Raw genomic sequence first — 15,920 nt, forward strand, 5'->3', positions numbered from 1 at the left:
GCTCGGCGCGCGAGCCGGCCTCGCTGCTAAGCTTCAGATCCGTTTTCTCAGTTGCGACAAGTGCCGGATGAGGAAGCGGATCAGCAGAGTGGTGCCGAAGGTCGTCAGGTAACCTAACAAAATTGTGATCGGGATGAAGTAGGGTGCGAAGACTTCATGGCCATGCTGCACTGGGAATTGCGCCAGGTTGAAGCCAAAGTCGCCAACGTAGAAACCGACGTTCTGGGGAAAGAACGGCTTAAGCAAAGCGCAGATGTAGAAGCTTGCAGAAAGCAAATATCCGATCACCGCGACGACGAACACCAGATAGCCCTGAACGCCGGCCACCGTCCAGCGCAGCGTGGTGCGCAAAACCTTAAACGGAGAAAGACTCCAGGAGGAACTGCGCAGGATCATCTCCATGCGGTAATGGCGGGCGATCTCGTCGGGCGTGCCCAGCGCCTGGAGCACGTTGCGGCAATCGTCCTGCGTGGGAGTGGCCACCTGCTCCAGCCGATCCAGCACATGGGCGCGCAACTCGCGCAGAAAATCCTGGCGGCGGGCGTCAGGCAGGTCAGAAAGCTTGGCGTTGAGCTGGGCGAAATAAGTGTCCATCATGGGAATGCAGGTCGTCAGGTTCATGAGCGTCCTCCCTTGTCATCCTTTCCGTCGAGCACCGGTTGCAGGAGCTGGTTGAGGCTGGCGGCAAAGCCGTTCCAGAAGTGGGCCATGGAAACGATCTTTTGGCGTCCGGCGGCGGTCAGCCAGTAGTATTTGCGGGGATGGCCGGCATCGGCCTCAACCCACTCAGATTGAAGGAGACCGTCTTCTTTCAGGCGGCTCAGGATCGGGTAGACCGTCCCTTCAGCCACCACCAGTCGCGAGTTCTGCTCCAGCACCCGAAGGATTTCAAGTCCATAAAGTCTTTGGTTCCATAAGCTTGCCAGGATTGCTAAGTCCAGGCAGCCTTTGCGAAGCTGGGCTTCCCACTTTTCCGTGGGCTCGGATTTCGACGTTTTGCTAAGCAAAGACATATACTATGTATTGCTATGTATAGTGCAAGACATAGATTCGTGTCAAGAGGTTTTTGGGGAAATACTCTTTGGTGTGAATAAGCCGCGCAACCATCCGACCGACCGAACGTCGACCGGGCAACCAGCGAGGCAGCAACGGCGAAGGCTCATTTCCACAAGACAGTGCGTTATACTGCGCAGGCGCCGCTCGACACACATCTCAAGATTGACAGAGGGTTTATGTCGGCAAAACCGGCCCACAGCCTGGAACCATTGACGGGAAAGCCAGCCACCGATGACTTCCCCGCGCTGGAAGAAAAAATCTATAAAGCCATTGAACTGCTGAAGGCGGCGCGCGCCAGCCAGGCCGCGGCGGAACGCGACGCCAGCCGCCTGCGCGAGCAACTGGAGCAGCGCGAAGAAGACCTGGAGACGCTGCGCTCAGAAGTGGTGTCACTGCGCAAGGACCGCGAAGAAGTCCGCGGGCGCGTGGAGAAGATGCTCAAACAGATTGACGCGCTGGTGGCGCAAAGCTGAAGCCCCACCTCATCGCGCACGCGATGACGGCAACGCAGAATCTCACACTGGAAGCCCACCGCGTAGGCGAATCGCCGGAATCGCGTTGCTCGGACACGAGCCGCAAATCGAAGAGACGCATCTCTAAAAAATCCGCTAAATCCGCTACTTGCAGCAGCCATTGCAGGCATGAAGAGCGTCCCCAGAAGTTCGCGGCTCGCGCCGATGAATGAAAGTCAGTGTGCAACTACCCCCACCTCCGCTATTTCTTCCGGCTGGGATCGTCCTGAGGGTTTACGTAATTGAACTGGACAGGGGACATGCCGTGGATCTGGACCACGACCTCACCGCTGGCCTTGGCGAAGTGGTGCATGTCCGGATCGAGAAAAGCAAAGCTGCCGGCGGGGAAGGTCATCATGCTGCCTTCGTCAAAACTGTCTCCCATGCCAACTTTGAAGGTCCCGGAGATCACGGTCACGTTCTCGCGCTTGGGATGCCAGTGCGGGGCGATCTTGTATCCGTCTGGCATTTTCAGGCGGACGGTGTAATCACCCGTGGAAGCCATGGGGTCGCCTTCCAGCACGGTGAGTTGCGCGCCCGGAGGCACGAAGGCCGGCGCCGGGCCATATTGCATCGCGTCAGGACTGTAGGCGTGCTTGCTCTCGGAAGCTGCTTTTGCGGTCATCGTCATCTGCCGGCCCAGGAGACAGATCAATCCCAGAAGAGCCAGGGTCAGGTAAAAACTGCGTTTCATGTTTGTTCCTCCTTGATTTCGCGTGCGATCAGTGAGGCCATCATCAGGCGCGGAGTGCGATGATTCAATGAAGCCCAAATAACTTTTATGTATTTTCCATATATCGTTCCAAGTTACTGATAATTATGGCATTATGATCAATCGGGGGCACAATGCCGCATTCCAAAACCGCAATTGGCGAGGTTGAACTCGACCTGGGCCGCTACGAACTTCGCCGCCTGGGCCGCCGGGTGAAACTCGAAAAGAAGCCCATGGAGCTGCTGATCTTTCTGGTGGGCCGGCGCGAGCGGCTGGTTTCACGCCAGGACATTGTCGCCAAGCTATGGCAGTCCGACCTGTTTGTTGACACCGAGCGCAACATCAACAACATCGTGCGGAAGATCCGCAGGGCGCTGGGCGACGATCCGGCCAAGCCGCGCTTCCTGGAAACGGTTGTAGGCAAAGGCTACCGGTTCATCGGGCCTATACGTGTGATTGACGCCCATTACCCGCAGACTGATCTGCCCGGTGGCAAGCGCGGTGCCGCGTCGGCGGCGGAGCATACCGTCTGGGCGGCAGACCGCCTGTCCCTGGCCGTGCTGCCGCTGCGTCTTGCCGGCAACAGCACGGACGACAGCGGGCTTAGCCTGGGTTTTACAGACGCGTTGGTTACGCGGCTGGGAAATCTGCCGGGCGTTGATGTTCTCCCCATCTCCGCGGTCCTGAATGTCCCGGCCACGGCGGCGCCCGCGGAGGTTGCGGCGCGGTTCGGGGTCCGCTTTGTGGTCCACGGCGCGCTGCAAATCGCCAAGACGCAATCCCGTCTTTGGGTGGAAATGTACGACGCGCATTTGCAAAGCACATGCCTCACGCGGCGCTGCGAACTTGACGTCAATTCCCTGTTCGAACTCAAGGACGACATCGCGGCACGAATCGCCGGCGCATTGAACCGTCCGCTGGGCGAGTCCGCGGTGCAGATTCGCGCCCGTTACAGCAAAGACCCGCTGGCTTATACCCAGTTCATGCAGGGCTACCGGCACAGCTCTTCGGGCGATCCCCGGCTTCTGGAAGAGGCCACCGAGCATTTGATGAACGCGGTGGCTCGCGATCCGGGCTTTGCCCTGGCCCACGCGGTCCTGTCTTTGGTATGCGCGGCGCGCCATTTCGAGTTTGATCCCAGCCGGACCTGGCTGGAGAAGGCTGAATTTCACTGCGAACGCTCCCTGGAACTCGATTCCAATCTGCCCGAAGGACACGTGGCCAAGGCTTTTCTGCTCTGGGGGCCATCGAAAAACTTCCAGCACCTGGAAGCCATTGCCGAACTGAAGCGCGCTCTGGCCTTGCAGAAGAATTTGCCTCACGCTTACAACCGCATGGGGACCATCCTTGCCCATATCGGGCTGCTGGACCAGGCCCGCACCATGTACGAGATGGGCAGCGCTTTTGATCCGCGAAAAGCCGTCAGCCACAGCATCGTGCAGGCATACATTTGGAACGGCGACTACGAGTTGGCGCGGGAAGAGCTGCACAAATGGCGGACGGAGAATCCTGCCAACAAATACGCTGTTTATTTTGCCCCTTATCTGGCGATGTTGAACAACCAATGGGAAGAGGCGAAGAGCTTGTTTGACGAAGCAATGGCCCTAATGGGGGAAGATCCACTGATCGTCAGCCTGCAAGGTGTGATGCACGCGATGCAGGGCAGATCAGAAGAGGCCCTGGCGTGTATGAGCCGGGCGTGTGCGAACCCAAAATCTTTTGGACACGCCCACCACACCCACTACCAGATCGCCTGCATTCTTTCCCTGCTTGGCCGGCCGGAGGCGGCGCTGGAATGGCTGGAACGCAGTGTTGATACCGGATTCGCATGTTGGCCGTTCTTTCTCAAAGACCCTTGTCTGAAAAACTTTCGCAGCCTTCCGCAGTTTGAGCTTCTGGTGAGTTCACTGCAGGGCAAGTATCCCGATCACTTGGGGTTGCTGTAGCTCGTCGCGTGCGTTCCAAGGGGACGCACGTGCTTGGTTTTTGCGCGTCGCGTTGGGCCGCAGGCGGATGGCCGGCGAGCAAATAAATTCGTCCTGCCAGCAACTTTTCCCTTGACCTCACTCCGCAGAGAACGATAATCAATCTTGTAAGTTTTTGTTGAGGTGAAGCGTGGCATCACAAGCGAATTCAGCCCTACCGCCGGTAAAGGTGGAGATTTACGACCAGGTGTACAGCCTGCGCGGCGTGGACGCGGAATACGTCACGCGCCTGGCGGAGTTTGTGGACGCCAAGATGCGCAGCGTCGCCGACCAGACCTCTACCATTGATTCTCTGCGGTTGGCCGTGCTGGCGGCGCTGAATATCGCCGACGAGTACCATATCCTCAGAAAAAAATATGAGCTGCTGGCCGGCGAGTACCTGCAGCGCGCGGACGCATTGTCCGGAGCTCTGGATGAAGTGCTGGACGAAGGACGCAAAGCCGGGTAATCAAGTTTCAGTTCTGGAAAGAATATGGGCCGCGCTCTGAGACGCGGCCTTTTTCTTTGCTTCATTTCTTCCGCAATGCAGGACACCTCAAATCGGTCGCGCAGCGACCAGAAAAATGAAGACCGACCCACGGGGCCGTGCGAAAGGGCCGTTAATGAACCCGTCGGTAGACGGCGGGAACCCGCCGCGGCTCTTTAGGCATTTCCGTACTGGCGGAACCTTGCACACCGAGCCGTAATACGAGTCGAGTCCCCTGTTCATTTTGAATATCGGTTCAAATAACGGTGACCAATCGGCACCTGCTTTGCAGGCCGGTCGTCAGGGCTGATGCTAAACAAAAAGCAGTGACGATAGCAAGCGGGGTGATCGGCGTCGCCGCAAGCTCGTTGACGAGCCTTTTTCCTGGCAGACGTTGCAACAAGATTGCTGAGCGCTGCGTGCTTCCTTAGAATCAACTTGCGTGAGCGAACTCGCCTCCAAACAAGTTTTTCTGGTTCCCACAGACGCCCTTGGCCAGCGGGTTGACCATTGGCTGGCTTCGCAACTGCCCGACGCCAGCCGTGTGCGCATCCAGCAACTGATCGAGCAGAACAAAGTAACGATTAACGGCGCCGTTCCCAAACCGTCACTGCGCCTGCGCGGCGGAGAAGAAATCATCATCTCCGGACAAGTGGAACTGCCGCCCCTTAAGGCATTTCCAGAAGACATCCCTCTGGACGTGGTTTACGAAGACGACTATCTCGCCGTGATCAACAAACCTGCGGGCATGACGGTGCACGCTGGGTCGGGCAAGAACGAAGCGGGCAACAAAGGGACGCTGGTCAACGCGCTGCTGCACCGCTTTGGCAGCCTGTCGCAGGCCGGCGGCGAACTTCGTCCGGGCATTGTGCATCGCCTGGACAAAGACACCAGTGGGCTGATCGTGGTGGCCAAGACGGATGTCGCGCATCGCAAACTGGCGCTGCAATTCAGCCGCAGAGAAGTCAAAAAAACTTACGTAACATTGGTCCACGGCTGGATGACTCACAAACAGGGCACCATCAACAGCCCCATCAGCCGCGATGTTGTACGTCGCCAACGTATGACCGCCCGCCCCAGCGTGGGCCACGCTGCGGGACGCGCCGCCGTAACCCACTGGAAAGTTCTTCAGCAAATTGAAGGAAAGTGCGGTAAGTTCTCCTTATTGGAAGTGAAAATTGAAACCGGGCGGACGCACCAGATTCGCGTGCATCTGGCGTCGCTAGGCCATCCCGTTGTGGGCGATACACTCTATGGGGCGCCTCGCTTAGTTCCCGGTTACGGAGGTACAGGATCAAAAGCAGCATCTATGGGGAGGACGTTTCTCCACTCATCCGCGATACAATTCAAGCATCCCATGACAAGCGCTCCCCTGTCATTGGAGCAACCCCTGCCCGCCGAACTGAAAGCGGTTCTCAGCGGCATTGGGGATTAAGGAAGGTTCTGAGTTGATGCGATTGAATCACATGTCTTCCACTCGACTTCTTGGGATTGTGCTGGTGCTGGCCCTGGGGTGCGGCCTGGGTCTGGCGCAGACCCAACCGGGAACCCTGCTGCCGAAACCGGCGACTCTGGCCCAGCCAGCGCCAACAACCAACGCCATGGCCACAGGCCTGGGCGGGGACGATAATCCGCAGGGACCAATCCACGTTTTCCGCAGCCGCTCGGATGAAGTCAACGTGATCTTCACCGTGACCGACAAGCACGGCAAGTTTGTGAAAGACCTGAAGCAGAAACAGTTCACCATCCTGGACAACAACCTGCCCCCGCGGGAAATCAAGACCTTTGAAGCCGAGACCGACCTGCCATTGCGCGTCGGCCTGCTGATTGATGCCAGCAATTCCATTCGCGACAAGTTCCAGTTTGAGCAGAACGCGGCCATCGCCTTCCTGCGCCAGGTGGTCCGTCCGCAGACCGACCGGGCCTTTGTTCTGGCCTTTGACGAAGTCATGGACGTGACCCAGGACTACACCAATGACCTGGACAAACTGGGCAAGGGCGTAAAAGTGATCCGTCCCGGCGGCGGCACCGCCATGTGGGACGCCGTGTACCTTGCTTCGCGCGACAAGCTGATGAAAGAACACGCTGACACAGCGACCGGCACGGTGCGCAAAGCCATCATTCTGGTCTCTGACGGCGACGATAACCAGAGCCGCTTTACCCGCCAGGAAGCTATCGAAATGGCGCAGCGCGCCGGCGTGATCGTCTACGCCATCAGCACCAACCTCAACAACATTCTGGATAGCGGAGACCACAACCTGAAACAACTGGCGGAAGCCACCGGCGGACGGGCGTTCTTTCCTTCCAAGTTGCACGATCTGACCGACTCCTTCCGCGCCATTCAGGAAGAGCTTCGCAGCCAGTATTCGGTTTCCTACAAGCCGGAACACTTTGACGCCAACGGCCAGTTCCGGCCGATCACCATCCTGGCGGAGAACAAGAAGTTCCGCGTCCGGGCAAAAAAGGGCTACTTCGTTCCCCGGCAATAACAGCTTCATGAATTCTTTCAGGCCCGGCGATGAGCCGGGCTTTTTCATTGGACTGCGGAAGACCCTGCTTGCGTCGAAGATTGCCAAAATTGCCAGAATTGCCAAAATCGCCGGAATTGAAAAATGCTTGCCTCTCGGCCATGTCTCAGCTCACGTGATCAAACCCGTCTTTGAACCATGGAGGGACGAAGGTGTCAGAGGAGAATTGGGAAGCCGAAGCTCAGTAACCAGTAGAGGGCAGACGTAGTCGTGGCGATTCTTGGCAATCCTGGCAATTTTGGCAATTCTTTCCATCGCCTCCGTTTCCTCCCTTCCTCCGTGTTTCAAAGATTTTGGGTTTGTGCTCCTGGACTATAATGTTCGTCATCCCATGAGAGTTCTCAGCGCATTTTTCGTTTTCGTTGTCGCGAGCTGCATAGGTCAGGCGCAGCAGCCATCACAATCGCCCTCCGGCGTGGCGGTGTCGGGCGATGGTATCCCCAAGATCGTGGTCCGCACCGACGAAGTCAACGTGATCTTCACCGTGACCGATAAGCACGGCAAATTCGTCAAAGACCTGGGCGCCAGCCAGTTCAGGGTCCTGGACAACAACCTGCCGCCGCGGCAAGTGGTCCACTTTCAGGCCGAAACCGACCTGCCGCTGCGCGTGGGCCTGCTGATTGACGCCAGCAACTCCATCCGCGACCGCTTCCAGTTTGAGCAGCAGGCGGCCACCGAATTTCTGCAGCAGATCATCCGGCCCAAGAGCGACCGCGCCTTTGTGCTGGCCTTTGACGAAATCCCCGACGTCACCCAGGACTTCACCAACGATCTGGACAAGCTCACGCGGGGCATCAAGGTGATCCAGCCGGGCGGCGGCACCGCGCTGTGGGACGCCATCTACGTCGCCTGCCGCGACCACCTGATGAAGCAGCCGGAAACCAGCGTGGTGCGCCGGGCCATCATCCTGGTCTCTGACGGCGATGACAACCAGAGCCGCGTGCTTCGCTCGGAGGCCATTGAGATGGCGCAGAAGGCGGGGGTCATCGTTTATGCCATCAGCACCAACCTCACCGACCCGCACGCCAAGGGCGACGAGAACCTGAAAATGCTGGCCAATGAGACCGGCGGCCGGGCCTTCTTCCCCTTCAAGCTGTCCGACGTGGCCGACGCCTTCCACGACGTCCAGGAAGAACTGCGCAGCCAGTATTCGCTGTCCTATAAGCCGGACCGCTTTGAAGCCAACGGCCAGTTCCGCACCATCCAGATCGTCATGGCGGACAAGAAGCTGCGCGTCCGCGCCAAGAAGGGCTACTACGTGCCGAAGATGTGAGAAAACCGGCTCTTGGTAATTGGCCCTTGGTAGTTGGTAATTGGCTGATGCGAATTGTGTGATGAATAAATAAACGATAAACTGACCGCCCATGCCGATACCGCTTCAATTCTTGTTAGCGATGGGATTGGCGATTCACGCGGCGGCAGCTACCGCACCCTGTTCGCCTGTGCCGGGAGCAGATCAGATATGGTCTAAGGCTTCCGTGCATTGGGTGTTCATCGGCGAGTTGCACGGTTCCAATGAAACTCCCGCTGCTTTTCGTGAACTTGTCTGCGATGCCATTGCGCAGGGAAAGCACGTGACCGTGGCGTTAGAGCGTCCAACCAGCGAGCAGGCCGCTCTGGACAACATTCTCACAGCCAAAGACCTTGCAGCGGCCCAGGAATCGCTGCTCCAGCTACCCCGCTGGAAAGAGGGTATGGATGGCCTGGCAAGCGAAGCGATGCTGCGGCTGTTGGTCTCTTTGCGCGAACTGCGCAGGTTCCAACCCGACTTAAAGGTTGTTGCCTTCGATGCGCCTTACGCAGGACCGCCCTCCGCTGCCGCACGCGACGAAGCGTTGGGACATGCCCTGCTTGCGCTACGTCCAGCAAAACCCAATGACCTGGTGCTCATCCTCACCGGGAATCTTCACGCCATGCAAGCGTCGAAACGCGGCTATGATCTGGCGGCTATGTACCTTCCGCGCAAAGAAATCCTCAGTCTTGAAGTCACAGACAGGGGCGGCGAAACATGGTCGGAATCCACAACGGACGGGTGCGGTCCCCAGAAGGGTGGAGTTCCGGACAAGGATGTAAACAGGCCGCGCGGAATATTTCTCGATCCAAGCCTCGCGCCTTTTGGAAAGGTCGATGGCGTCCTCTCACTTGGCGTCCCGTTGACACCTTCAGCACCGGCGGCGGGTGAGCCTTCGCCCATTCCAGCTTGCCGCAAAAAGTTTCTCTCTGAGCACCAGACCATTCCAAAAACTCAATGACATTTGCCGTTCCGGAAGTTCCCATATACCTCATCTAGTTCACCTCCCACACAGCAGTCATTTCGGAAGTCCCGGTTTTTGTCACAGGAACCAGTGAGCCACATCACTGCAGCAAGGTCTCCGGAAGTTCGAAAGTTAAAAGTGAAGCGGATGCCTGCTCGAGTCGGAGTGTGGACGCAGGCAAACTTCCAGTTTCCCCATAGCGGAGCTTTTGTCTCATTTCGTCATTGAGCTCTGCGTTGACTGTTGCGTGGAAGGGTGAAGTCGGCAGGTTTTCCTGCCGCAACTGGCTTAGGAGGCCAAAATGCAGATCCTGGTTAGATTGTTGTTGGTGTGCCTGGTGGCGTGTTCGTCGGTCGCCTGGGCGCAGGCGCCTGCCCGGCCTGATGCGAAGGGATGTTCCGAGAGCAAGGTGGTTACCCGCATGCCCGGATGTTTCATCCTTCGATGCGACCACAAGGACTACAGCACGACTGAGATGCCGCGCACCAAGAGTGAGAGAGGCCATCAGGTTGAGGGAGAATTCGAATTCACCTCCTACCGCTGTACCAGCAACAAATCTCCGTTGGAACTGGGCAGAAACACCGAAGCGGCGCTGAAAAATGCGGGCTTCACCATCCTCTACACTGACGTTTACATTGGCGGCACGCGTTTTTGGATGACGGCCCAGAAAGGCGGCCAGTGGGTAAAGCTGGCCGTGGTTTCCGATACCTACGACTTGACCGCAGTCAAAGAGAAGCCAATGGAGCAGGCGATGACCGCCAACGCGGACGGGTGGGCCCAACAGATCAACCAGTCCGGGCGAGCCAGCGTGTACGGAATCAACTTTGACACCGGCAAGGCGACGATCCGGCCCGACTCGGAGCCCGCGCTGAATGAGGTGGCCAAGCTTCTCCAGGGGAATCCGTCGTGGGCAATGGTGGTCGCGGGCCATACTGACAACGTGGGCGCCAAGGCAACCAACCTGGTGTTGTCGCGGCAGCGCGCACAATCCGTGATCTCGTGGCTATCGGCCCATGGCGTGGAGGAATCGCGCTTGGTGCCGGCTGGTTTCGGCGATACTCGCCCGATCGCCGAGAACAAAGACGAAGCAGGCCGGCAGAAAAACCGTCGCGTGGACCTGGTGAAGGTGTACTGAGGCGCGAGCGCGTTTGGCTCTTGGCTTTTCGCTCTTAGGCTGTGGTCTTCGACTTTGGCACTGTCGGTTGTTGGCTGAATACCCCGGGTTCTTCATGTGAGAAGCCAATCCTTGCTGCCGTTCCAAACTTGAACCCTCATTCAAGCGTCGCCGTTCTCACCTCGACCCAGAATCAAATGTCAACGCAAGCGCCTTCAGGCGCGACGACAGGTTAGCCCACGGCGAAGCCGTGGGAAACGTCGCCAATAGGCAGAGAGCGCCGTAGGCGCGGCACATCAATTACCCGAACACGTATTTCAGATCGAATTCCACGCCATGTTTTTTCAACAGCGCGATGAATTCTTGATCGAAGGTCATTTTGCGGTGGTGAGCTTCCTGGTTGCGAACATATCGGACAACCGCATTCAGGTTTGATGCGCTCACGCTGAAGGCGCCAAACCCGCGCTGCCATGCGAATTTGGGTCCCATCCATTTTGACGAGCTGGCCTTGATGCTGAGGATGGCGTCAGAAAGCGATAGCGTAGGCGGGAGTTGAATCAGAAGATGGACATGGTCTTCCATGCCGCCAATTTCGTGAATGAAAACGCCCTCGTTCTTGCAGATGCCAACGATGTAGCGCCACAGGCGGGGCTGATGATTTTTGGGAATGCTCTTGCGGCGGTCTTTGGTGCTAAATACAACGTGAATGTAGTTCTGAACCAAGGTGTGAGCCATGTGTCGCGCCTCCAGCGCTCGGATTCTTCTGGACTCCTTACCCACGGCTTCGCCGTGGGCTAACCTGTAGTCGCGCCTGAAGGCGCTTGGAACGTGCAATATCCCAAGGATCTCAACCACGGAACGAGTTTGGGTGGCCCGAAAAGACGTAGTTGGCTTCTTCGTCCTTTCCTGATTGCTTAAAGACTTTTTCCATCATTTCCTTGCCCTGCTCTTCCGTAACTCTGTGAGATTGATCGTCACCTCGCTGATTCAGGATGTTGTCCTGCGTCCGGAAGTCAACAGGATATGCACTTGAAGCCGGATTAACCGGCAGAGAAAGAAATAGCTTTGCGTTCGAAACGGTGTAATCGTAACTCGCATACTGGTGAACGGGAGTAAGCCTGTAGTGGTCCATTGGTTGGAATGCGAGGACGGTGCCAATAGGCCAGAATGTGAATTCTGCAACCACAAAAATCTTTTTATTGACTAGATCGTAAAAACCGCTAACTCCGGATTTGCGACCTGCTTTGCCTGTCACGGCAAACGCGTAGACGTAGAGATCTTGGGGAAAATCTCTATTACGGGAATCACGAAGAAATTTCCTGATCCATGGATGCGTTTTGACGAAGTTTTCGCCATTCGCCGACACGAAGTTCTGCATGATTTGTTTCAAGATACTCAGCGGTCGATTTACTACGACCGTTATCTTCTCGCCATCTTTGGCCCTATCTACTTTTTCAGCAACGTCTCTGATAAAGTCGGCGTAGTGAGAGCCGTACATCCTCCCAGCCTTACTGTTGCAGCGTGCACACAAGCTACGAACAATCAGGCCAGTGACAACTTCACCCTTCCAGACTATTTTCTCCGAGCGTGCGTCTACAGCTTGCAGCAGAATCTCATGATCATTGAATGCTGATTCGGGAGGAATGTGCTCCCTTGTGAGTGGGCCAAACTTCCCGCATAGCCAACAATTCCCTTCTTGCGTCATTGAGCTTCGCCTTTTGATCCCTGTCTAGATTTTACATGAAGTCGCGGATATATCGCTATGCTCTCAACCACGATGGAAAACAGGCCATTGTCCGACTTCTGCATTGATTCCTAGCCTATTTTCGCATACGATTCGCTCTCCATAAAATGCAGATATCTGCGCCGGCTTGCGCCTGGAGATGGCGGAGGCGCGGAAGTTCTTTGAAAACTTAAAGAAGCACTCAGCAGTCAGCAATCAGCAGGTCAGCCAAAACGCAAGCTCTCCTCCACACATCGTGCAAAACACAAAGAATCAGCAAGATGGGGAGAATTGTACTAATGAGTAAATATTTGGGTGACCGTTGGGTCGAATGGAATAAACCCTTTTCTTTCAACAGTCGCGTCAGGGGGAGGGTGGGGGTAGGCTTATCGATTTGGTTGTTAGCCAGAGAGTTACTAAGATCGCCGGGATCGCCGACATCGCGCGAAATCGCCGGAATCGGGTTAACGCAAACAGCCGCAGGCGAGGGCGCCTGCGCTCCACAAATCCTAACCCCAAAATCGCACAGGCAAGAGTGCCTGTGCCACACGGGCTTGAGGGCCCCCTAACACGATAACGATCTTAACAGTAGCGATCTTCGGTCCAGCTAATCTATCGGCGCGTAATACCCGCGTCTCGCCTGGATCCTGTACCCGTCTTTGGATTTCACTTCGATCTTGCGGAACTTGCCGTCATTACGTGTCTCGGTCGGCGTGTAGCTAAGGTAATACTGGCTGCGCAGCTCATTGGAGATTTCGCTGAAGGCTTTTTGCAGCTTTTCTGGCCGGTTGACGATGATCATCCGCCCGCCGGTCTGGTCGGCCAGTTGGCTCATATCGTGTGGGTCAGAGCCGTACTGCGGGTCGCTGATCAACAGGACGTAGCAGATCACGTCCGCTTTCTGCGCCGCTTCAATCGATTCTTTCAACCGCAGCCGGCTGCCCTGGTCCACGCCGTCGGTAAGCACGACCACCGCTTTGCGGCCCACCTGGGGAGCCAGCACGTCATTGGCGGCCAGGTAGACGCCATCGTAAAGCAGCGTGCCTTTAGGGCGCGAGATGGGAATGGGCCCCTGACCCAGCCCAGGAATGCCCTGGGTCGCGGTGCCGGTGTTGATGCGGGCTTTGTTGAGGCCGGCTTTCAGCAGACGGACGTCCGTGGTCAGGTCCTGGAGCAGGTCCACGGAAACGTCAAAGCTGATCACGAAGGCCAGGTCTCTGTCGGTGATCACCTGGCGGAGGAAGTCGCCGGCCACGATCTTTTCCTCGGGCAGCATGTGCTGCATGCTGCCGCTGGAATCAATCAGGATCCCCAGCGTCAGCGGCTGGTTACTGACGGCGGCAAAGTTCTTGATGACCTGCGGCTTGCCTTCTTCGAAGACGTCAAACTGGTCTTGCTTCAGGTCGGGGACCAGCGCGCCGTGCTTGTCCTTCACGTTGAAGAACAGGTTCACCAGCTTCACGTTCTGGCGAAAGACCGGCGTCTGTTCGGGCCGCGCCGCCGGGGCCTTGTTCTTGTCGGCGTTCTTGTCGTTCGTCTGGGCCAGAGCGGTGGAAATACACAAGGACGCCAGCAACAAGGCGAGAATCGGGTTCCGCATAAGCGAACACTGCCTTTCTAGGGAGGAATTGGGCTTGAACGTCAGCTGATTAGATGCTCAGGCCCTGTCTCCTGAATGCCTGGAAAGCATACAATGAAAGAAGAAAACATTGCGCCTGGCGACTGCCGGAACGCAAAAGTACGGCTGCCTGACCGTTCTGCTCAGCAGGGAACATGCCTGGCGGGAAAACGCCTGGCAGGATGACGTCTGGCGCCGGGGATTGCGCTTGGCTTCCCCGGCGAAAATGGCGGTCCGCCCAGGCCGGATTCAGGTTCCTGGCCCGGAAAAGTACGTCGTACGCTGTGGTAGGAGGGGTTCATGCTCGGTTTTAGCGCAAGGTCCATTTTTTTGAGAAATTTTATGTCGGGAACCAGGATTGTAGTGTGCGTATTGGCTCTGGCTGGCGCTTCCCTTTTGGCAACGTCCCTTCTGGCGCAAGAAATTCCAGACGCCCCCAAGCCCAAGCCTACTCCTGAGCAGCCGGCCCAATTTCCTGACAACGCGCCGCAAGCGCCCAAGAATACGCGTCCTGACCAGCCTCCGGCCCAAGCCGCGAGCACTCCGCAGCCGCAGGCCGTCGCCGGCGACGTGGTGGTGACGCAACGCGACCAGCTTCCCCGCTTCAGCATCAGCGTTAACTTTGTCCAGGTGCCGGTCACCGTCCGCGACAAAGGCGGACGCATGATCCCCGGCCTGACGCCCAAAGATTTCACCGTGTATGAAGACGGCGTCCCGCAGAAGCTGCGCTTCTTTACCAGCGACCCCTTTCCGCTTTCCGCCGCCATCGTAGTGGATACCGACCTTCCCGCCGGGACCATGAAGAAGGTGAACGACACTCTGCCGGCGCTGATCGGGGCCTTCAGTGAATTCGACGAAGTCGCGCTCTACCGCTATGGCCACACCGTGCAGTTGATCTCCACCTTCACCGGGGCGGCCAGTGTTTCCACGTCCACGCTGAACAAGGTGAAGCGTCCAGGACGCGAAAGCGGCCCGCCGATGCTGGGCGGACCCATGAGCGGGCCGTCCATCAACGGTCATCCCGCCGATCCCAGCATCCCCAACGCCGGCGTGCCGGCGGCGGTGCAACAATCGTATGTGCTGAATGACGCCATTCTGCGCGCGGCCCAGGACCTGAGCCGGCGCGACCGCACCCGGCGCCGCATCATCTTTGTGGTGAGTGACGGACGCGAACTGGGCAGCGCCGCCAATTATGAAGAAGTAAAGAAGGTGCTGCTCTCCAACAACATCGCCGTCTACGCCCTGGGCGTGGACACCGCCGCCATTCCTATCTATGACCGGCTGAACCGCATCCGCGTCCCCGGCTTCGGCTACGGCAACATTCTTCCTAAATACGTTTCCGATACCGCCGGCGATATGTCCGCGGAGTTCGACCGCCAGTCCATCGAACAAGCTTATGCAAAGATAACTGACGTGGCCCGCAACCAGTACACTCTGGGCTACACCACGCGCGCGACGGCAGCCACCGGCTATCGCGCGATTGAAGTCCGCGTGCACCGCGCCAACTTGAAGGTTGTCGCCAAGGCCGGGTACTACCCCTTGCCGCCGGACACCAAACGCCGCGAGGAGTAGCTTTTTGTTTTCAGGAGAAACAAACGTTATCTACCCGGAATCCGCTGGTACGATTACAATCTCTGTTTAGTCCATTGTGATATAAAACAGTTTTCACAAGCATAGACGTTCGGCCGCCGCCGGCGGCGAGGTTTGCGACGGCGCTGGTCCCGAATGCGAGGGAGAGCTTTGAGCTTCATCAATTTTGCCGCCCGGGAAATTAACTGCAAGGTCGTCTACTACGGCGCCGGTTTGGGCGGTAAGACCACCAATCTCCAGTTCATCTTCGATAAGGCCGCGGACAAGCAGAAAAGCAAAATGATCTCCCTGGCCACCGAGACGGACCGCACTCTGTTCTTTGACTTCCTGCCCCTGGACCTGGGCACGGTGCGCGGCTTCC

Annotated in this window: 16 protein-coding genes and 1 other RNA gene; 10 read left to right on the forward strand and 7 right to left on the reverse strand. The window is 57.4% G+C overall.

Features of this window, described 5'->3' with window-relative positions:
* Nucleotides 1–33: 33 nt before the first annotated feature.
* Both LAO20_19075 and LAO20_19080 read right to left on the reverse strand, forming a co-directional pair.
* Nucleotides 34–621, reverse strand: a complete 588-nt coding sequence (locus tag LAO20_19075) for a hypothetical protein (protein ID MBZ5533538.1) — start codon at nucleotides 619–621, stop codon at nucleotides 34–36.
* The gene (locus LAO20_19080) at nucleotides 618–1,013 is read right to left on the reverse strand and encodes a PadR family transcriptional regulator (protein MBZ5533539.1); all 396 of its coding nucleotides are present in this window, start codon (nucleotides 1,011–1,013) and stop codon (nucleotides 618–620) included. The genes LAO20_19075 and LAO20_19080 overlap by 4 nt, the downstream gene beginning before the upstream one ends.
* A gap of 219 nt (nucleotides 1,014–1,232) precedes the next feature.
* Here LAO20_19080 and LAO20_19085 point away from each other — a divergent pair, with 219 nt between their 5' ends.
* Nucleotides 1,233–1,529, forward strand: a complete 297-nt coding sequence (locus LAO20_19085) for a hypothetical protein (GenBank protein ID MBZ5533540.1) — start codon at nucleotides 1,233–1,235, stop codon at nucleotides 1,527–1,529.
* A 241-nt stretch (nucleotides 1,530–1,770) separates the two neighbouring features.
* On the opposite strand, the gene LAO20_19090 is transcribed toward LAO20_19085, so the two are convergent.
* Nucleotides 1,771–2,262, reverse strand: a complete 492-nt coding sequence (locus LAO20_19090) for a cupin domain-containing protein (GenBank protein MBZ5533541.1) — start codon at nucleotides 2,260–2,262, stop codon at nucleotides 1,771–1,773.
* Between the two features lie 152 nt (nucleotides 2,263–2,414).
* Here LAO20_19090 and LAO20_19095 point away from each other — a divergent pair, with 152 nt between their 5' ends.
* Nucleotides 2,415–4,226: a winged helix-turn-helix domain-containing protein gene (locus LAO20_19095; GenBank protein ID MBZ5533542.1), complete on the forward strand. Its 1,812-nt coding sequence runs from the start codon at nucleotides 2,415–2,417 to the stop codon at nucleotides 4,224–4,226.
* A gap of 169 nt (nucleotides 4,227–4,395) precedes the next feature.
* On the forward strand, nucleotides 4,396–4,713 hold the full coding sequence (locus tag LAO20_19100) for a cell division protein ZapA (GenBank protein MBZ5533543.1): 318 nt from the start codon (nucleotides 4,396–4,398) through the stop codon (nucleotides 4,711–4,713).
* A gap of 120 nt (nucleotides 4,714–4,833) precedes the next feature.
* Here the strand turns inward: LAO20_19100 and ssrS are convergent.
* Nucleotides 4,834–5,029, reverse strand: a non-coding RNA gene (ssrS, locus tag LAO20_19105) — 6S RNA.
* A gap of 174 nt (nucleotides 5,030–5,203) precedes the next feature.
* Here ssrS and LAO20_19110 point away from each other — a divergent pair.
* The 5 genes from LAO20_19110 to LAO20_19130 all read left to right on the forward strand — a co-directional run bounded on the left by LAO20_19110 (nucleotide 5,204) and on the right by LAO20_19130 (nucleotide 10,649).
* Nucleotides 5,204–6,166, forward strand: a complete 963-nt coding sequence (locus LAO20_19110; GenBank protein MBZ5533544.1) for an RluA family pseudouridine synthase — start codon at nucleotides 5,204–5,206, stop codon at nucleotides 6,164–6,166.
* 16 nt (nucleotides 6,167–6,182) lie between these two features.
* Complete coding sequence (locus LAO20_19115; GenBank protein MBZ5533545.1) at nucleotides 6,183–7,220, forward strand: VWA domain-containing protein; 1,038 nt, start codon at nucleotides 6,183–6,185, stop codon at nucleotides 7,218–7,220.
* Between the two features lie 370 nt (nucleotides 7,221–7,590).
* Entirely contained in the window at nucleotides 7,591–8,532 is a 942-nt protein-coding gene (locus tag LAO20_19120; protein MBZ5533546.1) for a VWA domain-containing protein, read from the forward strand.
* Nucleotides 8,533–8,737: 205 nt separating this feature from the next.
* A complete protein-coding gene (locus LAO20_19125) occupies nucleotides 8,738–9,511 on the forward strand; it encodes a hypothetical protein (protein ID MBZ5533547.1) in 774 nt (257 codons plus the stop codon).
* Between the two features lie 304 nt (nucleotides 9,512–9,815).
* Complete coding sequence (locus LAO20_19130; GenBank protein ID MBZ5533548.1) at nucleotides 9,816–10,649, forward strand: OmpA family protein; 834 nt, start codon at nucleotides 9,816–9,818, stop codon at nucleotides 10,647–10,649.
* 279 nt (nucleotides 10,650–10,928) lie between these two features.
* On the opposite strand, the gene tnpA is transcribed toward LAO20_19130, so the two are convergent.
* The 3 genes from tnpA to LAO20_19145 all read right to left on the reverse strand — a co-directional run bounded on the left by tnpA (nucleotide 10,929) and on the right by LAO20_19145 (nucleotide 13,951).
* On the reverse strand, nucleotides 10,929–11,363 hold the full coding sequence (gene tnpA / locus LAO20_19135) for an IS200/IS605 family transposase (protein ID MBZ5533549.1): 435 nt from the start codon (nucleotides 11,361–11,363) through the stop codon (nucleotides 10,929–10,931).
* Between the two features lie 112 nt (nucleotides 11,364–11,475).
* Nucleotides 11,476–12,333: a hypothetical protein gene (locus LAO20_19140; GenBank protein ID MBZ5533550.1), complete on the reverse strand. Its 858-nt coding sequence runs from the start codon at nucleotides 12,331–12,333 to the stop codon at nucleotides 11,476–11,478.
* Between the two features lie 625 nt (nucleotides 12,334–12,958).
* Complete coding sequence (locus LAO20_19145; protein MBZ5533551.1) at nucleotides 12,959–13,951, reverse strand: VWA domain-containing protein; 993 nt, start codon at nucleotides 13,949–13,951, stop codon at nucleotides 12,959–12,961.
* A gap of 414 nt (nucleotides 13,952–14,365) precedes the next feature.
* Here LAO20_19145 and LAO20_19150 point away from each other — a divergent pair, with 414 nt between their 5' ends.
* Together LAO20_19150 and LAO20_19155 are read left to right on the forward strand one after the other, a co-directional pair.
* The gene (locus LAO20_19150) at nucleotides 14,366–15,541 is read left to right on the forward strand and encodes a VWA domain-containing protein (GenBank protein ID MBZ5533552.1); all 1,176 of its coding nucleotides are present in this window, start codon (nucleotides 14,366–14,368) and stop codon (nucleotides 15,539–15,541) included.
* Between the two features lie 168 nt (nucleotides 15,542–15,709).
* Nucleotides 15,710–15,920: gliding-motility protein MglA (locus tag LAO20_19155; protein MBZ5533553.1), on the forward strand; the 211-nt coding region annotated here is incomplete at its 3' end.

Source organism: Terriglobia bacterium (genome assembly GCA_020072815.1).
Lineage (GTDB): Bacteria > Acidobacteriota > Terriglobia > Terriglobales > Acidobacteriaceae > Angelobacter.